The organism is Rhizobium sp. BK112, from assembly GCF_014193215.1.
GTDB lineage: Bacteria > Pseudomonadota > Alphaproteobacteria > Rhizobiales > Rhizobiaceae > Rhizobium > Rhizobium anhuiense.
In genome coordinates, this window is sequence record NZ_JACHYZ010000002.1 from 249,784 (window position 1) to 265,139 (window position 15,356).

Consider the following 15,356-nt stretch of genomic DNA (forward strand, 5'->3'; position numbering starts at 1 on the left):
TGCTGGTGTCAGGCCGTTGCGTAGGCGCCGCGGCGGGCGTCGAGCGAGTAGGCGCCTGCGCCATTGGTGGCGAGCATGATATAGGCGCCGGCGAGCGTGATGTTCTTCATGAAGTTGACGAAGTTCAGGCCGCTCAGCCACGCGTTAGCGGCGGCCGGGAAATCAGGAACGTTGATCGGCGAGAAGTGGAAGACGAAGCCGGTAAAGACGCAGAAGACGGCAAGCAGCCAGCCGACGATGCGGACCTGGAAGCCGACGAGCACGGCAAGGCCGGTTGCAAGCTCGAACAGGCCGGCGAGATAGGTGAGCGCGGTGGAAGCCGGCAGGCCGGCGCCGGCGATCATGCCGGCGGTCGATGCCGGATCGGTCAGCTTGCCGAAGCCGGCGAAGATGAACATGAAGGAAAGAAGGATACGGGCGATCAGGATGATGACGTTGTTTGACATGGACGTTGTCTCCGTTTGATTGGCTCTGGAGATCTTGGTGCCCCGGCACCGGTTGGACCTCGGATGCTTCTATGTCGCTCTTTTCCTTCGTTGTGGAAAGATAAACGGAAGCGGACAGATCGTTCAACAATATGGAACGATCTCCTGGTCGCCGCTGCTTGCCTTTACCGAGCCCGGTCTTTTATGGTCGGCGCCCAACATGGAGATTCCGATGGCAGATCTTTCCGCATTTCCGATCACGACGCGCTGGCCGGCGAAAAATCCCGACATCATCCAGCTCTATTCGCTGCAGACGCCGAACGGGGTGAAGGTTTCCGTCGCCCTCGAAGAACTCGGTCTCGCCTACGAGCCGCATTATGTTTCCTTCGCCGCCAACGAGCAGAAGTCGCCGGAATTCGAATCTCTCAACCCGAACGGCCGCATCCCGGCGATCATCGATCCGAATGGCCCGGACGGGAAGCCGATCGGCCTTTTCGAATCCGGCGCCATCCTGCTTTATCTCGCGGAAAAGACCGGCAAGCTCATCCCTGCCGACGCCGCGGGCCGCTACGAAACCATCCAATGGGTGTTTTTCCAGATGGCGGGCATCGGTCCGATGTTCGGCCAGTTCGGGCATTTCTACAAATTCGCCGCCGACAAGGTCGCCAACAATTCCTACCCGGTGGAGCGTTATCGCGACGAGTCCAAACGTCTGCTCGGCGTGCTCGAAGACCGGCTGAAGGGCCGCCAGTGGATCATGGGCGATCTCTATACGATCGCCGACATCACCACCTTCACCTGGGTTCGCGGCGCCGATATCTTCTATGGCGGCCGCGAGGTTCTGGAATATGCGAAATTCCCCGCAGTCTCGGATTGGCTGGAGCGCTGCATCGCCCGTCCGGCAAGTGCGAAGGGCCTCAACATACCCGTCAAGCCGGAATAACGGAGAGGCCGACCGGAAATGCCGAAGGCCGCCCTTGAGAGCGGCCTTTTCTTTGCGCTGGCGGTTTTTATCGGCGGCTTGTGATCTGCCTTGCGCCTTCAAGCTTGAAGCGCGGGAAGATGAAGACGCCGGACATGCTGCCGCTGTATTTCTCTTCGAGCCCGTTCGACTCGCCCATGCAGAACAGCGGCTGGCGGAAGCCATTCGGCATGATGATCGTCGTCGAAAAACAGAAGGAGGAATTGAGCGTCGCCGCCTGTTCGAACAGCTCCAATATGTGGCTGCGGTCTTTGGTATCGTAGCAGCGGATCAGGCTTAACAGCCCGCATTCCTGTGCGGAGAGGCCGTGCAGCATGCCGCTCCATTCGCCGAGGCGGAGCATGCCGCTCGACAAATCTCCGATCCAGCTTTCGGAGATGGAAAACTGCGCCAGCATCTCGTGATTGCGATTGGTGTCCTCAAGCGAGCCGGGCATCAGGGGCAGGGCTGCATTGGCTTTGGCGATCTTAAACAAGGCGTTCTCCCGTTCGCATGCGGCTTCTCCGCCGCACGTTCGGCAAACACAAAGAAACAGGATCATGTCGCTGCGGACATGATGTCCGCCCATCCGGCAATCGCCACGGCGTTCACGGCCTCCGGAAGCGGAGCCGTTGAAGCCGAACATTCGCGTATCGCCGTTTCGCGCTCCGACCTCGTCTATTAGCGAAAAATTATCGCCGGGCGCACTTTAATTGCAGCGCGGATTTATAGGAGCTTTTGGCCAAACGGCAACGGCTTTTTAAGGGGTATTCGGATCGGGATCATTTCTCGTGAGGCCGCGCTTCCGGGACATTTCAGGAGAATCGGCGGTGGAGGATCATCTTCGAGGGCATTGGAAGCGTTTTCACCTGATGCGGAGGCCGGAAACGGCACGGCAACGCCGCGATCTCGCACCGATGTCGGCATACTGCAAAGGTGCAGCGACGCAAGCTTCACGCAAGCTTCGGCCCGGGGGCGGGCAATAGACGGCTGGTTAGATGGGTTGATCAGCTGAATCGGGCGTGCCGCGTGGTCGAATCGCCGCTGCATCATTCCTGAAATCGGAAGCGGCTGAAAAGACATCGGCGGTGCTATCGAGACAAAAGAAAAGGGCGACCCGAGGGCCGCCCTTCCTGTTCCGGATGCCGGAATGGTGTCAGTGCAGGCTTTCGCCTATCACATCATGTCCATACCGCCAGTTCAGCGCGCTTGACGCGCTGAACCATCTTAGATGATGGGCGGTTTCATGAACGATGCTGTGAAAGGCCGTTGGCCTATCACATCATGTCCATACCGCCCATGCCGCCCATGCCGCCCGGCATAGCCGGAGCGTCCTTCTTCGGCAGCTCGGCGATCATGGCTTCGGTGGTGATCAGCAGCGATGCAACGGAAGCTGCATCCTGCAGGGCGGTGCGAACGACCTTGACCGGGTCGATGATGCCCATGCCGATCATGTCGCCATATTCGCCGGTCTGGGCGTTGTAACCCCAGTTGTCCTGATCCTTGTCGAGGATCTTGCCGATGACGATCGAAGCTTCGTCGCCAGCGTTTTCAGCGATCTGGCGAGCCGGAGCCTGCAGAGCGCGGCGAACGATGTTGATGCCGGCTTCCTGGTCGTCGTTGATACCCTTGGAGGTGATCTTGACGGAAGAACGCAGCAGGGCAACGCCGCCGCCCGGTACGATGCCTTCCTGAACGGCAGCGCGCGTCGCGTTGAGAGCGTCGTCGATGCGGTCCTTCTTTTCCTTCACTTCGACTTCCGTCGAGCCGCCGACGCGGATGACGGCAACGCCGCCGGCGAGCTTGGCAAGACGTTCCTGCAGCTTCTCGCGGTCGTAGTCGGAGGTGGTTTCTTCGATCTGCGCCTTGATCTGGGCAACGCGGCCTTCGATGTCGGACTTGGCGCCCGAGCCGTCGACGATCGTGGTGTTTTCCTTGGAGATCGACACCTTCTTGGCACGGCCAAGCATGTCGAGCGTGACGGATTCGAGCTTGATGCCGAGGTCTTCGGAGATGACGGTGCCGCCGGTCAGGATGGCGATGTCTTCGAGCATGGCCTTGCGGCGGTCGCCGAAGCCAGGCGCCTTGACGGCAGCGATCTTGAGGCCGCCGCGCAGCTTGTTGACGACGAGCGTTGCAAGAGCTTCGCCTTCGACGTCTTCAGCGATGATAAGGAGCGGCTTGCCGGTCTGGACGACGGCTTCGAGAACCGGCAGCATCGACTGCAGGTTCGACAGCTTCTTCTCGTGGAGGAGAATGAAGACGTCTTCGAGGTCGGCGATCATCTTTTCCGGGTTGGTCACGAAGTAGGGGCTGAGGTAGCCGCGGTCGAACTGCATGCCTTCGACGACTTCGAGTTCGGTTTCGGCGGTCTTGGCTTCTTCAACGGTGATGACGCCTTCGTTGCCGACCTTCTGCATGGCCTCGGCAATGTCGAGACCGACCTGACGTTCGCCGTTAGCGGAGATCGTGCCGACCTGGGCGACTTCTTCCGAGGTGTTGATCTTCTTGGCCTTGGCCTGGAGATCCTTGACGACTTCGGCGACGGCGAGATCGATGCCGCGCTTCAGGTCCATCGGGTTCATGCCGGCAGCAACGGCCTTGGCGCCTTCGCGAACGATCGCCTGGGCAAGAACGGTTGCGGTCGTGGTGCCGTCGCCGGCAATGTCGTTGGTCTTCGAAGCAACTTCGCGGACCATCTGGGCGCCCATGTTTTCGAACTTGTCTTCGAGTTCGATTTCCTTGGCGACGGAAACGCCGTCCTTGGTGATGCGCGGTGCGCCGAAGGACTTGTCGATGATGACGTTACGACCCTTCGGGCCGAGCGTGACCTTGACTGCATCGGCGAGAATGTCGACGCCGCGCAGCATCTTTTCGCGCGCGGTGCGGCCAAACTTGATTTCTTTAGCTGCCATGTTTGTGACTCCTGAATTCGAGTTGTTCGGGCAAAAGGCCCGTCAGCCATTTCGGGAAAGCAGGTCGGCCGATCAGCCGATGATGCCCATGATGTCGGCTTCCTTCATGATCAGAAGGTCTTCGCCGTTGATCTTGACTTCGGTGCCGGACCACTTGCCGAACAGAACGCGGTCGCCAGCCTTGACGTCGAGTGCAACGACCTTGCCGGACTCGTCACGAGCGCCGGAACCGACGGCGACGATTTCGCCTTCCTGCGGCTTTTCCTTGGCGGTATCGGGAATGATGATGCCGCCCTTGGTCTTTTCTTCGGACTCGACGCGACGAACGACGACGCGGTCGTGAAGCGGACGGAAATTGGTGCTTGCCATTGTCTAATCCCTCGATCGAATGACATTCGCGGACCGCAGCGGCCCACATGGATAGGTGTTAGCACTCCCTTGCGGTGAGTGCTAGCGACGAGCATTTAGGGATGGCTCCGAAAGGAGTCAATGAGAGCAATCACGAATTTTTGTGCCGGAATTGTGAAGAGACCGGAGAATAGTCGGAGATTGCAGGCGAAACCATGGCGCGACCGGGCTTTGCCGAAGTCCGTCCGCCCTTGACGATCTGCCGCTTCGGGATGGGGTCGGCAAAACCTTTTGCCCATCCGCGCCGTCGGATTGCCGGTCGCGATCTTCGCATTGGCCCGGCAGCGAAGAAAATGCCTTGCCATCGCCTTGCGCCTTTGCAATGTCACCGTGACTAAAGCAAATCGGGAAATCGGAATGGCCAAGCGGATAGAAAACTTCTCTAACATAACAGGTCACTATGATGTGGTGCTCTGCGATGTCTGGGGCGTCGTTCATAATGGCGTCGATCCGTTTCCGAAGGCGGCTGCCGCCCTTGAAGCGGCCCGCGCAAGCGGCGCCGCCGTCGTCCTCATCACCAATTCGCCGCGCCTTTCCTGGCAGGTGGTCGAGCAGTTGCGCCAGATCGGCGTTCCCGACAGCGCCTATGACCGGATCGTTACCTCGGGCGACGTCACGCGCCGGCTGATCTCCGAAGGGCCGAAGACGGTCTTTCTGCTCGGCCCCGAGCGCGACAAAGCGCTACTCGAAGGCATTGGCGTCGAGCGCCGGCCGGCGGGCGAAGCGCAATCGCTGGTCTGCACCGGCTTTTTTGACGACGAGACGGAGAAGCCGGAGGATTACACCGACATGCTTCTCGAGTTCAAAGCCCGCGACGTGCCGATGATCTGCGCCAATCCCGACCTCATCGTCGAGCGCGGCCATCGCATGATCCCCTGCGCCGGCGCCATGGCCGCCTATTACGAGCAGCTTGGCGGCAGCACCCGCATCGCCGGCAAGCCGCACCAGCCGATCTACGAGGCGACGCTGGCCGCTGCCCGCGAGCTTCGCGGCGATTTCCCGGTCGAGCGCGTGCTGGCAATCGGCGACGGCATGCCGACCGATGTGCGCGGCGCCTTGAATTACGGCCTCGACCTTCTCTACATCAGCGGCGGTATCCACGCCAAGGAATACACCTTGAACGGCGAGACCGACGAGGCGCTCCTCCACGCCTATCTCGAACGGGAAAACGCCGCGCCGAAGTGGTGGATGCCCCGCCTTGCATGAAGAGAAGCCAGCCGATGACCGTCTTCCACCGCAATGAAACCCGCGAACCCTTGCCCGCCCATCTGAAGGGCGGCGTCATTGCCATCGGCAATTTCGACGGTGTGCATCGCGGCCATCAGTCGGTGCTCAATCGCGCGCTCGAAATCTCCAAGGCCCGCGGTATCCCCGCTTTGGTGTTGACCTTCGAGCCGCATCCGCGCACGGTCTTCCGGCCGCAGACGCCGGTCTTCCGCCTGACGCCGGCGCCGCTGAAGGCCCGCATCCTGGAAACGCTGGGGTTCAGCGCCGTCATCGAATATCCCTTCGACTACGAATTCTCGCAGCGCTCGGCCGATGATTTCATCCATTCGATCCTGAAGGATTGGCTCGGCGCCTCGGAAGTCGTCACCGGCTTCGATTTCCATTTCGGCCGCGGCCGCGAGGGCGGCCCCGCCTTCCTGATGAATGCCGGCCATACCTACGGCTTCGGCGTCACCCTGATCGATGCTTTTCGCGATGAAAACGCCGATGTTGTCTCGTCGAGCCATATCCGCGCGCTGCTGAAGGAGGGCAATGTCAGCGAAGTCGCCGGCATGCTCGGTTACCGTTATACGGTCGAAGCCGAGGTAATCGACGGCGAAAAGCTCGGCCGGCAGCTCGGTTTCCCCACAGCCAATATGCGCCTGCCACCCGAGGTCGATCTTGCCGCCGGCATCTATGCCGTCCGTTTCCGCCTCGAAGACGGCACGCTCCACGATGCCGTCGCCAGTTACGGCCGCCGCCCGACGGTGACGGAAAATGGCGCACCGCTGCTCGAAACCTATCTTTTCGATTTCAGCGGTGATCTCTACGGCCAGCTCTGCTCCGTCTCCTTCTTCGGCTATCTCAGACCCGAACTGAAATTCGACGGCCTCGATCCGCTCGTCGCCCAGATCAAGCGCGATGAAGAAGAGGCGAGGGCGCTGCTTGCGGGCGTCAAGCCGCTCAGTGCGCTTGATGGGAAACTGTGCTTTTCCTGAGGTCGCCTTGAGCGCGGCTGTCGCTGGGGCACCGGCGATTCCAGCCGCTGATGCCGACTGCAGGCCGCGAATTCTTCTCTTCCTTTTCCCGGCAAAAACGCCTATGAACCGGCGCGATGATGAAATTTTGGCTGGCGATGACGATGCGAATTATCGGCCCGGCCTTCCGCGCGCGCTAAGCGGCCGGAAGGTCCGGGTTTTTGGCGCTTGGATACGAGCGCTGCCGTCACCAGCTATTTCACGCCCGTTGCGCCCTTCCTGGGCTGCCAGAAAACGATTGTCAGACATGACCGACACAGCCGAAAAGATCGACTATTCGAAGACCCTCTATTTGCCCGAGACCGATTTCCCCATGCGCGCCGGCCTGCCGCAGAAGGAGCCCGAACTCGTCAAGCGCTGGCAGGAGATGGGTCTCTACAAGAAGCTGCGCGCTTCTGCCGCCGGCCGCGAGAAGTTCGTCCTTCACGACGGCCCGCCCTATGCCAATGGCAACATCCATATCGGCCACGCGCTGAACAAGATCCTCAAGGACGTCATCAACCGCTCATTCCAGATGCGCGGCTACGACGCCAATTACGTGCCCGGCTGGGATTGCCACGGCCTGCCGATCGAATGGAAGATCGAGGAGAAGTACCGCGAGAAGGGCAAGAACAAGGACGAGGTCCCGGTCAACGAATTCCGCCGGGAATGCCGTGAGTTCGCCACCGGCTGGATCAAGGTCCAGGCGGAAGAGTTCAAGCGTCTCGGCATCGAGGGCGACTTCGACAATCCCTATACGACGATGAACTTCCACGCGGAATCGCGCATCGCCGGCGAGCTTCTGAAGATCGCCGCGAGCGGCCAGCTCTATCGCGGCTCCAAGCCGATCATGTGGTCGGTCGTCGAGCGCACGGCGCTGGCCGAGGCCGAGGTCGAATACCAGGATTATGAGAGCGACACGATCTGGGTGAAATTCCCGGTCGTCGAAGGCCCGGCCGCGCTCAAGGACGCGTTCGTGGTCATCTGGACGACCACGCCCTGGACGATCCCCGGCAACCGCGCGGTCTCCTTTTCCGCGCGCGTCTCTTATGGCCTTTACGAAGTGACGGCGGCCGAGAACGACTTTGGTCCGCGTCCCGGCGAAAGGCTGATCTTTGCCGATAAGCTGGCCGAGGAATCCTTCGCCAAGGCCAAGCTGCAGTACAAGCGCTTGAGCGATGTCTCTGCGGCCGACTTCGCAGCGATGACCTGCGCCCATCCCTTCAAGGGTCTCGACGGCGGCTATGAATTCCATGTGCCGCTACTCGATGGCGACCACGTCACCGACGATGCCGGCACCGGCTTCGTGCACACCGCACCCAGCCACGGCCGCGAGGACTTCGATGCGTGGATGTCGGCTGTCCGCACGCTCGAGGCGCGCGGCATCGAGACCAAGATCCCGTTCCCGGTCGACGATGGCGGTTTCTACACATCGGATGCCCCCGGCTTCGAAGGCGCCCGCGTCATCGACGACAACGGCAAGAAGGGCGATGCCAATGACCGCGTCATCAAGGAGCTGATCGCCCGCGGCGCGCTCTTTGCCCGCGGCCGGCTGAAGCACCAGTATCCGCATTCCTGGCGTTCGAAGAAGCCGGTGATCTTCCGCAACACACCGCAATGGTTCGTCTATATGGACAAGACCCTTGCCGACGGCACGACGCTGCGGTCGCGCGCGCTGAGCGCGATCGACGACACCCGTTTCGTGCCCGCCGCCGGCCAGAACCGCCTGCGCGCCATGATCGAAGGCCGCCCGGACTGGGTGCTGTCGCGTCAGCGCGCCTGGGGCGTGCCGATCGCCGTCTTTGCCGACGAGCATGGCGAAGTCCTGGTCGACGAAGCCGTCAACGCCCGCATCCTCGAAGCCTTCGAACATGAAGGCGCCGACGCCTGGTTTGCCGAAGGCGCCAAGGAACGCTTCCTCGGCAATGACCACGACCATTCCCGCTGGAAGCAGGTCATGGATATCCTCGACGTCTGGTTCGATTCCGGCTCGACGCACACCTTCACGCTCGAGGACCGCCCGGACCTGAAGTGGCCGGCCGACCTTTATCTCGAAGGTTCCGACCAGCATCGCGGCTGGTTTCATTCGTCGCTCTTGGAATCGGCCGCCACCCGCGGCCGCGCGCCTTACAACGCCGTCCTCACGCATGGTTTCACCATGGACGAGAAGGGCGAGAAGATGTCGAAGTCGAAGGGCAACGTCACCGCACCCCAGGAAGTGATGAAGGATGCCGGCGCCGATATCCTGCGCCTCTGGGTGATGACCTCGGATTATGCCGACGACCTGCGCGTCGGCAAGACGATCATCCAGACCAATGTCGACGCCTACCGCAAGCTGCGCAACACCATCCGCTGGATGCTCGGCACGCTCGCCCACGACAAGGGTGAGGAGATCGCGCTCGCCGATCTGCCGGAGCTGGAGCAGCTGATGCTGCATCGGCTTGCCGAACTCGACGAGCTGGTGCGCGAGAACTATGACAGCTTCGACTTCAAGAAGATCGCCCGGGCGCTGATCGATTTCGCCAATGTCGAGCTTTCGGCCTTCTATTTCGATGTCCGCAAGGATGCGCTTTATTGCGACGCGCCGTCGAGCCTGCGCCGGCGCGCCAGCCTGCATGTCATCCGGCAGATCTTCGATTGCATGGTGACCTGGCTCGCTCCGATGCTGCCCTTCACCACCGAGGAGGCCTGGCTGTCGCGCAACCCGTCCGCCGTTTCAGTGCATCTGGAGCAGTTTGCCCCGGTCGCCAAGGAATGGCGCAACGATGCCCTGGCCGAGAAGTGGAAGAAGATCCGCGCGGTGCGTTCGGTTGTGACCGGCGCGCTGGAAATCGAGCGCAAGGACAAGCGCATCGGCTCCTCGCTGGAAGCGGCTCCCGTCGTCCACATCGCCGATCCGGACCTGCTGAAGGCGCTCGAAGGCCAGGACTTCACCGAAGTATGCATCACCTCGGCGATCGAGATCAAGACCGGCGAAGGCCCGGCGGATGCCTTCCGCCTTGCCGAGGTGCCTGAGGTCAGCGTCGTGCCGAAGCTGGCCGAGGGTGAAAAATGCGCCCGCTCCTGGCGCATCACCCGGGATGTCGGTTCCGATCCTGAATATCCCGATGTCTCGGCCCGCGACGCCGCCGCCCTTCGCGAACTCGCCGCGCTCGCGTGAAGAATATTACCGGGTGAATTGCGCTTTCGCGGTTCATCCGGTAAAAGCTGCCTGAAAATGGCCGGATTTTTGCGTCAGGGGGACGGTTGTCCGGTTGGGCGACGATTGCACCGGGGTGGAAGGGTTTTCATGTTAACATCGCATTGGTTCCGTATGGGCGCCTGCCTGTCTGTCGTCATGGCGGGATGCTCGATGGTGTCCGGTTGCGCCAGCAGCCCGACCTACGGCACCGACAAGACCGCCATGGAACAGCTGACCGACGATCTCGGCCAGTCCGTGTCGTTGACCGGACCGGACCCGAAGAACAAGGGCGTCAAGTACACGCCGCGTCCGACGCTGGTGCTGCCGGCCGAGGCGCAGAAGGAAAGCCTGGTTGCGCCGCAGCCGACGGTCGCCAACAAGGACAATCCGCAATGGCTTGAATCGCCGGAGGAGACCCGCGCCCGCCTCGTTTCCGAGGCCGACGCGAACTCGGACAATCCGAATTACCGCTCGCCTCTCGCCAGCTCGGCGATCGAAGGCGGCCGGCGCACGACGGAAGCCCAGACCAAGGCCTATCGTGAAGCCCGCGCCCTGCAGAAGGGCTCCTATGTCGATCAGCGCCGCTATATATCCGATCCGCCGCCCGGTTACCGCACTGTCGACGATCCGGCAAAGCTCGATGATCTCGGCGAGCCAGAGCTCAAGAAGCAGAAGAAGCGCAAGAAGGATGCAGCGGTCGCCAACACCGGCAAGCAGTGGTGGAACCTCCTGCAATAGCTTTTTCGGCGCCGACAGGAATGACGGCGCCGCGCACAGACGCCGCTGATTACGGCGCCTCTCTCCGTTGCGAAAAGAATCTCCGCAAGATCTCGGCCGATTGCACCTCGTTGAAGCCGGAATAGACCTCCGGGGCGTGGTGGCAGGTCGGCTGCACATAGAATCGCACGCCATTGTCGACGGCGCCGCCCTTCGGATCCTCGGCGCCGTAATAGAGCCTGCGGATACGCGCAAACGAGATGGCTGCCGCGCACATGGTGCAAGGCTCGAGCGTCACATAGAGATCGGCGCCGACAAGACGTTCCTGCCCAAGCGCTTCGCAGGCGAGCCGGATTGCGGCGATTTCGGCATGCGCGGTCACGTCATTGAGCTCGCGCGTGCGGTTTCCCGAGCGTGACACGGCAATGTCGTCGACAACGACGACGGCGCCGATCGGTACCTCGCCGCGTTCTCCGGCGGCGCGCGCTTCTTCAAGCGCCATCTCCATGAAACGATTTGTCTTCACGATCGCACGAATTTCCACTTAACCGCAGATGCGTGACCTGATAGACAGGCCCAAAAGGCAGGCAAACAACAAATGACACCCAAAGACAAGCCAAAACGCCCGGGCGCAAAGCCGTTTTCACGGGACACCGAGCCGAAGACCGGCGCCAAGCCGGGCGGTGGCAAGCCGGCAAAGGCGGCGATCGCCGCCGAGGCCGATGGCGAGGCCAAGGCCGAACGCATTTCCAAGGTGATGGCGCGCGCCGGCGTCGCCTCCCGCCGCGACATCGAACGCATGATCATGGAAGGCCGGGTAACGCTGAACGGCAGGGTTCTCGAAACCCCCGTCGTCAACGTCACGCTCGCCGACCGCATCGAGGTCGACGGCGTGCCGATCCGCGGCATCGAGCGCACCAGGCTCTGGCTCTATCATAAGCCGGCTGGCCTCGTGACCACCAATGCCGATCCGGAAGGCCGGCCGACCGTCTTCGACAACCTGCCGGAAGAATTGCCGCGCGTCATGTCGATCGGCCGTCTCGACATCAATACCGAAGGCCTGCTCTTGCTGACCAATGACGGCGGTCTTGCCCGCGCGCTGGAACTGCCGGCGACCGGCTGGTTGCGGCGCTACCGCGTCCGCGCCCATGGCGAGATCGATCAGGACGCGCTCGACAAGCTGAAGGACGGCATCGCCGTCGACGGTGTGCTCTATGGCTCGATCGAGGCGACGCTCGACCGCACCCAGGGCTCGAACGTCTGGATCACCATGGGCCTTCGCGAAGGCAAGAACCGCGAAATCAAGAACGTGCTCGGCGCGCTCGGCCTCGACGTCAACCGCCTGATCCGTATTTCCTATGGCCCGTTCCAGCTCGGCGACTTGCCGGAAGGCCATGTCGTCGAAGTGCGCGGCCGCACGCTGCGCGACCAGCTCGGCCCGCGGCTCATCGAGGAAGCCAAGGCGAATTTCGACGCGCCGATCTACAATGCGCCGGCTGTCGCTGCCGAGGAAGAGGCAGAGCCTGTAGTGCCGGAAAAGCGCGAGCGACCGCGCCGCGACGAGGACAAGCGCGAACGGGCGCTGAGCCGCCTCGACACCAAGCGCGACGACCGCCACGGCGGGGGGCGCAGGGATGACGATCGCCGCGACAGCGGCCGCAGGGACGACGACAAGCCGAAGCGTCCCCAGCCGCTCGGCCAGCGCCGCAGCGCCAATGTCTGGATGGCGCCGGGCGCCCGGCCGCTCGGCGAAAAGGCCGCCGCGAAAGCCGCCAAGAATGCACAAACGGCGCGCAAGCGCGGCGAGCAGGCGCCGGCAAAGAACGCGTTCGACCGTATCGAGGATCGCCCGCGCACGCAGGTGAACCGCGTGCGCGAAGAGGATGGCGAATGGATCCGTTCGAGCGAGCAGCCCCGCCGCAAGGATGAGGCTGAAGGTTCCGGCCGCAAGCGTTCCTTCGGGGACCGCCCCGCCCGTGAAGATCGCGGTTTTGGCGACCGCCCGGCGCGCGGCGAGCGCCGCCCGCGCGAAGCGGGTGACGAACGTCCGCGCACCAGAAGCTCCGCCGGCGAAGGCCGCTCGGAGCGTCCGCGCGGCGACCGGCCTTTCGGTGACCGTCCCTCGCGTGGGGATCGCCCCTTCGGCGACAAACCGCGCGGTGATCGCAGGCCGCGTGCCGACGGCGACGAGCGTCCTCGGGCTGCCAGAGCCTCCACCGGTGAGGCCCGTTCTGAGCGTCCGCGCGGCGAGCGGCCCTTCGGTGACCGTCCCTCGCGTGGCGATCGTCCCTTCGGCGACAAGCCACGTGGGGATCGCAAGCCGCGTGCGGATGGTGACGAACGTCCGCGGGCAGCCAGAAGCTTTACCGGCGAGGGCCGCTCGGAGCGTCCGCGCGGTGAAAGATCGTTCGGCGACAAGCCGTCGAGTGCCAGGCCTTCGGGTGATAAGCCGCGCGGCAAGGGTTTTGCCGGCAAGCCCGGCGGGGCCAAGAATTTTTCCGGCAAGCCGAAAGGCGCCAAGTCGAGCAGTGACAGGCCGGGCGGCGACAGGCCTGCAGGCGGGCCGTCCAAAGGTGGTGCGAAAGGAAAGGGAATGACGCGCGGTGCGGATCGTCGGCGGTGAGTTTCGCGGACGGCCTCTCGCCGTGCCAAAATCCAACGATATCCGGCCGACTGCCGACCGGACGCGCGAGAGCCTGTTCAATATATTGAGCCATGCCTATCCGGAATGTGTTGACGGCACCCGGATCCTCGACCTTTTTGCCGGAACCGGCGCTGTCGGCCTCGAAGCCGTTTCGCGCGGCTGTCGCCACGCGCTCTTCGTCGAAAACAGCGTCGAGGGCAGGGCGTTGCTCTGGGAGAACATCGATGCGCTCGGCCTGCACGGCCGCACCCGCATCCTGCGCCGGGATGCGACCGATCTCGGCAGCGTCGGCAATCTCGAGCCCTTCGACATGCTCTTTGCCGACCCGCCCTATGGCAAGGGGCTCGGCGAAAAGGCGATGGCGGCGGCGGCCGAGGGCGGCTGGCTGCGGCCGGGCGCGATTGCGGTGCTCGAAGAACGCGCCGATATTGTCGTTTCCGTCCACCCTTCCTATGTTTTCCTCGAAAACCGCATCTTTGGCGATACGAGGGTGCATTTCTTCCGATATCAGCCGCAATAGGCGGGGGCGGGGCGTGCAGCAGGCAGAGATCATCAGTCCGAAACTGCCTGCGATCAGCGATTTGCCGACGGTCGCGGTTGCCTTCGGCGGCGGCGGCGCGCGGGGGCTTTCCCATATCCACATCATCGAGACGCTGGATGAACTCGGTATCCGCCCGGTGGCGATATCGGGTTCCTCGATGGGCGCGATCATGGGCGCCGGCATGGCGGCCGGCATGTCCGGCGCTGAAATCCGCGAACATGCGCTGGCGACCGTCGGCAACAAGACGGCCGTCATCGCCCGCATCTGGGGCCTGAGGCCGGCGACGGTGCGCGATGCGGTGGCCAAGGGCGTCCGCATCGGCCAGTTCAATCTGGAGCGGATCCTCAAGGCCTTTCTGCCATCCGAGCTGCCGGCCCGTTTCGAGAACCTGCTGGTGCCGATGAAGGTGATCACCACCGATTATTACGGGCAGTGCGAGGTGATCATCGAGCAGGGCGAGCTGTTCCCGGCGCTCGCCGCCTCTTCCGCCATTCCCGCCGTCTTCATGCCGGTGCGCCTGCGCGACCGCGTGATGATCGACGGCGGCATCAGCAATCCCGTGCCCTATGAATGCCTGATGGATCTTGCCGACATCGTCATCGGCATCGATGTCGTCGGCGCGCCGGAAGGCGATGGCACCCATATTCCGAACCGCATGGAAAGCATCTTCGGCTCCGGCCAGCTGATGATGCAGACGGCGATCACGCTGAAACTGAAGCTCCGCGCGCCGCATATCTTCCTGCGCCCGACGGTCGGCCGCACCGGCGTCATGGATTTCCTCAAGGCCCGCGAAGTCCTCGCCATGTCCGTCGGCGTCAAGGACGACCTCAAGTTCGCCCTCGACCGCGAGATCGAAGCGCGGCTAAAGCGCTAAAGTGCACTGCACGGGAACCGTTGCTTGTTTCCGGGCGACATCCATGCGCGGTTCAGTGAGCATCGCTTCGGCTATGAGTTCGGCATCGTCATTGTCGATTTCGAAGAGACCAAAGCGCAATCGATAGCCCCAGCCTCCCCGGTCGCTTGTGAAAGACAGCCGGCCGAGCAACGGCCGGATCGGCGTTTCCACGGCCCGCCACCAGGCGACATCGCGCCTCCAGGGGCGGAAACCGGGGTCAACGTCCACCTGATATGCCGCCGTCTCCTCGACCACGCCAATTGCCGTGAACGCCTGCAGGCGATCCTTGCAGCCAAATGTTTCGGTCGGCGAATAATAGATCACCCGGTCGCCAGGCGCGCTTCGCTTAAGCGGTGCGGCCTTGCCATGACAGACCTGCATGAACCCGGCTTCGCGGCCGATGCGGACATGATTTGCTGATGCGACAGCGATCCAGCTGCGGGACAT

General features: G+C 62.7%; 14 protein-coding genes. 8 read left to right on the forward strand and 6 right to left on the reverse strand.

Annotated features, from left to right (window positions below; genetic code table 11):
* Positions 1-8 precede the first annotated feature (8 nt).
* Positions 9-446, reverse strand: coding sequence for a DoxX family protein (locus FHT75_RS06420; RefSeq protein ID WP_047613788.1), 438 nt, complete (start codon positions 444-446; stop codon positions 9-11).
* Between the two features lie 211 nt (positions 447-657).
* Here FHT75_RS06420 and FHT75_RS06425 point away from each other — a divergent pair, with 211 nt between their 5' ends.
* On the forward strand, positions 658-1,368 hold the full coding sequence (locus FHT75_RS06425) for a glutathione S-transferase family protein (RefSeq protein ID WP_047614411.1): 711 nt from the start codon (positions 658-660) through the stop codon (positions 1,366-1,368).
* Between the two features lie 67 nt (positions 1,369-1,435).
* On the opposite strand, the gene FHT75_RS06430 is transcribed toward FHT75_RS06425, so the two are convergent.
* The 3 genes from FHT75_RS06430 to groES all read right to left on the reverse strand — a co-directional run bounded on the left by FHT75_RS06430 (position 1,436) and on the right by groES (position 4,670).
* The gene (locus tag FHT75_RS06430; protein ID WP_047614413.1) at positions 1,436-1,882 is read right to left on the reverse strand and encodes a hypothetical protein; all 447 of its coding nucleotides are present in this window, start codon (positions 1,880-1,882) and stop codon (positions 1,436-1,438) included.
* A gap of 781 nt (positions 1,883-2,663) precedes the next feature.
* Entirely contained in the window at positions 2,664-4,301 is a 1,638-nt protein-coding gene (gene groL, locus FHT75_RS06435) for a chaperonin GroEL (RefSeq protein WP_008529514.1), read from the reverse strand.
* Positions 4,302-4,373: 72 nt separating this feature from the next.
* On the reverse strand, positions 4,374-4,670 hold the full coding sequence (gene groES, locus FHT75_RS06440) for a co-chaperone GroES (protein WP_004675403.1): 297 nt from the start codon (positions 4,668-4,670) through the stop codon (positions 4,374-4,376).
* A 396-nt stretch (positions 4,671-5,066) separates the two neighbouring features.
* On the opposite strand from groES, the gene FHT75_RS06445 reads away from it, so the two are divergent.
* From FHT75_RS06445 to FHT75_RS06460, 4 genes are all read left to right on the forward strand, one after another.
* Positions 5,067-5,915, forward strand: a complete 849-nt coding sequence (locus tag FHT75_RS06445; RefSeq protein WP_063476409.1) for a TIGR01459 family HAD-type hydrolase — start codon at positions 5,067-5,069, stop codon at positions 5,913-5,915.
* 14 nt (positions 5,916-5,929) lie between these two features.
* The gene (locus FHT75_RS06450) at positions 5,930-6,913 is read left to right on the forward strand and encodes a bifunctional riboflavin kinase/FAD synthetase (protein ID WP_047614414.1); all 984 of its coding nucleotides are present in this window, start codon (positions 5,930-5,932) and stop codon (positions 6,911-6,913) included.
* Positions 6,914-7,199: 286 nt separating this feature from the next.
* Positions 7,200-10,091, forward strand: coding sequence for an isoleucine--tRNA ligase (ileS, locus tag FHT75_RS06455; protein WP_063476410.1), 2,892 nt, complete (start codon positions 7,200-7,202; stop codon positions 10,089-10,091).
* Between the two features lie 129 nt (positions 10,092-10,220).
* A complete protein-coding gene (locus FHT75_RS06460; RefSeq protein ID WP_063476411.1) occupies positions 10,221-10,850 on the forward strand; it encodes a hypothetical protein in 630 nt (209 codons plus the stop codon).
* 49 nt (positions 10,851-10,899) lie between these two features.
* Here FHT75_RS06460 and FHT75_RS06465 read toward each other — a convergent pair whose 3' ends face one another.
* Positions 10,900-11,337 carry a nucleoside deaminase gene (locus FHT75_RS06465; protein WP_063476412.1) on the reverse strand — a complete coding sequence of 146 codons (438 nt, stop codon included), beginning with the start codon at positions 11,335-11,337 and terminating at the stop codon, positions 10,900-10,902.
* A 90-nt stretch (positions 11,338-11,427) separates the two neighbouring features.
* Between FHT75_RS06465 and FHT75_RS06470 the strand changes: the two genes are divergently transcribed.
* Genes FHT75_RS06470 through FHT75_RS06480 form a run of 3 tightly spaced genes read left to right on the forward strand, consistent with a single transcriptional unit; the run spans position 11,428 to position 14,888 of the window.
* Positions 11,428-13,452, forward strand: a complete 2,025-nt coding sequence (locus tag FHT75_RS06470) for a pseudouridine synthase (protein ID WP_063476413.1) — start codon at positions 11,428-11,430, stop codon at positions 13,450-13,452.
* Complete coding sequence (rsmD, locus tag FHT75_RS06475) at positions 13,433-13,993, forward strand: 16S rRNA (guanine(966)-N(2))-methyltransferase RsmD (RefSeq protein WP_047613800.1); 561 nt, start codon at positions 13,433-13,435, stop codon at positions 13,991-13,993. Before FHT75_RS06470 ends, rsmD begins: the two co-directional genes overlap by 20 nt.
* A gap of 13 nt (positions 13,994-14,006) precedes the next feature.
* On the forward strand, positions 14,007-14,888 hold the full coding sequence (locus FHT75_RS06480) for a patatin-like phospholipase family protein (protein ID WP_047613802.1): 882 nt from the start codon (positions 14,007-14,009) through the stop codon (positions 14,886-14,888).
* On the opposite strand, the gene FHT75_RS06485 is transcribed toward FHT75_RS06480, so the two are convergent.
* The gene (locus FHT75_RS06485; protein WP_047613804.1) at positions 14,877-15,356 is read right to left on the reverse strand and encodes an EVE domain-containing protein; all 480 of its coding nucleotides are present in this window, start codon (positions 15,354-15,356) and stop codon (positions 14,877-14,879) included. The two genes, FHT75_RS06480 and FHT75_RS06485, sit on opposite strands and share 12 nt — an antisense overlap.

Bases quoted from the DNA above. Each gene is read 5' to 3' on its own strand.
- FHT75_RS06420 (WP_047613788.1), bottom strand. From the start codon at position 446: ATGTCAAACAACGTCATCATCCTGATCGCCCGTATCCTTCTTTCCTTC.
- FHT75_RS06425 (WP_047614411.1), top strand. From the start codon at position 658: ATGGCAGATCTTTCCGCATTTCCGATCACGACGCGCTGGCCGGCGAAA.
- groL (WP_008529514.1), bottom strand. From the start codon at position 4,301: ATGGCAGCTAAAGAAATCAAGTTTGGCCGCACCGCGCGCGAAAAGATG.
- groES (WP_004675403.1), bottom strand. From the start codon at position 4,670: ATGGCAAGCACCAATTTCCGTCCGCTTCACGACCGCGTCGTCGTTCGT.
- FHT75_RS06445 (WP_063476409.1), top strand. From the start codon at position 5,067: ATGGCCAAGCGGATAGAAAACTTCTCTAACATAACAGGTCACTATGAT.
- FHT75_RS06450 (WP_047614414.1), top strand. From the start codon at position 5,930: ATGACCGTCTTCCACCGCAATGAAACCCGCGAACCCTTGCCCGCCCAT.
- ileS (WP_063476410.1), top strand. From the start codon at position 7,200: ATGACCGACACAGCCGAAAAGATCGACTATTCGAAGACCCTCTATTTG.
- FHT75_RS06460 (WP_063476411.1), top strand. From the start codon at position 10,221: ATGTTAACATCGCATTGGTTCCGTATGGGCGCCTGCCTGTCTGTCGTC.
- FHT75_RS06465 (WP_063476412.1), bottom strand. From the start codon at position 11,337: ATGGAGATGGCGCTTGAAGAAGCGCGCGCCGCCGGAGAACGCGGCGAG.
- FHT75_RS06470 (WP_063476413.1), top strand. From the start codon at position 11,428: ATGACACCCAAAGACAAGCCAAAACGCCCGGGCGCAAAGCCGTTTTCA.
- FHT75_RS06485 (WP_047613804.1), bottom strand. From the start codon at position 15,356: ATGTCCCGCAGCTGGATCGCTGTCGCATCAGCAAATCATGTCCGCATC.